The organism is Arthrobacter sp. SPT-J7, from assembly GCF_059089965.1.
This window is the reverse complement of sequence record NZ_JBNHFF010000385.1, coordinates 1-1,797: the sequence shown is the minus strand read 5'-3', so window position 1 is coordinate 1,797 and position 1,797 is coordinate 1. Positions and strand designations below refer to the sequence as shown.

Genomic DNA, 1,797 nt, shown 5'->3' with positions numbered 1-1,797 from the left:
CACCGCCGCCGAGTCCACCAACTGGGCCGCCGCGGCCTACCGCGGAAGCGTCAACGTGGTGGAGGGACCGGACGAGAACCAGGAAGTCATCGACGGCGTCGCCTTTGTTGACGAGGACCAGGACTCCGTGCAGGACGAAAACGAGCGCGGGCTGACCGGGGTAACCGTCTCCAATGGTCGTGACGTCACGAAGACCGACGGCCAGGGCCGCTACGAGCTGCCGGCGTTCCACAACATGACCGTGTTCGTCACCCAGCCCCGCGGCTACCAGGTTCCCGTGGACGAGGACAACGTAGCCCAGTTTTTCTACCACCACCTGCCTGCAGGTTCGCCGGAACTGAAGTTCGGCGGCCTGGAGCCCACCGGACAGCTGCCGGACCAGGTGAACTTCCCGCTGGCCAAAAGCGGCCTGACCCAATCGCCGGAACAGCACTGCGTCATTGGCGGGGACGTCCAGACCTACACCCAGGACGAAGTGGAATATGCCCGCACCGGCGCCTTCGCCGACCTGGCCGCACGGACGGACTACGCAGGCTGCGGTGCACTGTTCATCGGCGACGTCGTGGGCGATGACCTTTCGCTGTATCCCCAGACCCGCGAACTGTCCGGCATGCTGAACGGCCCGGCCCGCTTCCTGCCCGGCAACCACGACCTTGACTTCGATGCCACCAGCAGCGAGCACACGTTTGATACGTTCAAGGCCAACCTCGGCCCGGAGTACTACTCCTACGACGCCGGCAAGGCCCACGTCGTAGCCCTGAACACCGTGGAATTCCCCACGAAGCTGCCGGCTGCCAAGGGCGACTACACTGGCTCCCTCGATGAGCAGCAGCTCGAGTGGCTGCGCAATGACATTGCCCAGGTGCCGCAGAACCAGCTGATCGTCCTGGCCGCCCACATCCCGCTGCTGGACTACGCCGACCAGGGCAGCAGCAAGCACCAGGTGGAGCAGGTCAAGGAGATCTACAAGATCCTCGAAGGCCGCGAGGTAGTCGCGCTCGGCGGGCACACCCACAGCATCGAAAACCTCCGCGAAGGTGACTCCCTGGCAGGCTGGTCCGAGCTGTTCGGCATCGACGCCCTGCCGTTCACCCACATCACCGCCGGCGCCATTTCCGGCGACTGGTACTCCGGTCGACAGACCTCCGAGGGCTACCCCCTGGCATACCAGCGCGACGGCGGCCTGCCGGGCGTGCTGACCCTGGACATCAAGAACACCGAGTTCCAGGAGCGCTTCACCGTCCGCGGCGAGGACGAGTCGCTGCAGATGTCCCTGGGTTTGAACACGCCGCGCTACCGCGAGTGGTTCGCCCAGAACCTGGCGAACAAGGGCAGCGCCCCCGCGTTCACCGAGCCGCTGACGGTCTCCCGCGAGGACCTGGCCGAGACCACCTGGCTGACCACCAACTTCTGGATGGGCAGCACGGGCTCCACGGTGAAGGTACAGCTCGACGGCGGGGAGACGGTTGAGGCTGTCCGCACCCAGCAGATGCAGGGCGAAGGCCAGCTGGTGGGCGCCGAGTACTCCGACCCCGTTGCTGCCCAGGAGCAGTTGGTGCACGGTGGAAGCCTGGCTGACCGCATGATGCACCTGTGGCGGCTGCAGCTGCCCGCCGACCTGGCGGTAGGCGAGCACACCGCCACCGTCTTCGCCACCGATGTGTACGGCCGGACGTTCACTGAGACCCTGACGTTCCGGGTTGCGGGCTAGCCACTAAACCGGTTCCTTGGGTTAGCCAGCAGCGCAGGTGCAAGAAGCCCCGCCACGAATCCGTGCCGGGGCTTTTCTGCATCGGG

At 65.9% G+C, this 1,797-nt stretch carries 1 protein-coding gene; it reads left to right on the top strand.

Annotation, left to right across the window (positions count from 1 at the left end; translation table 11 throughout):
- Positions 1–1,711: calcineurin-like phosphoesterase C-terminal domain-containing protein (locus AC5RWX_RS32875; protein WP_494100358.1), on the top strand; the 1,711-nt coding region annotated here is incomplete at its 5' end.
- Positions 1,712–1,797: the final 86 nt, after the last annotated feature.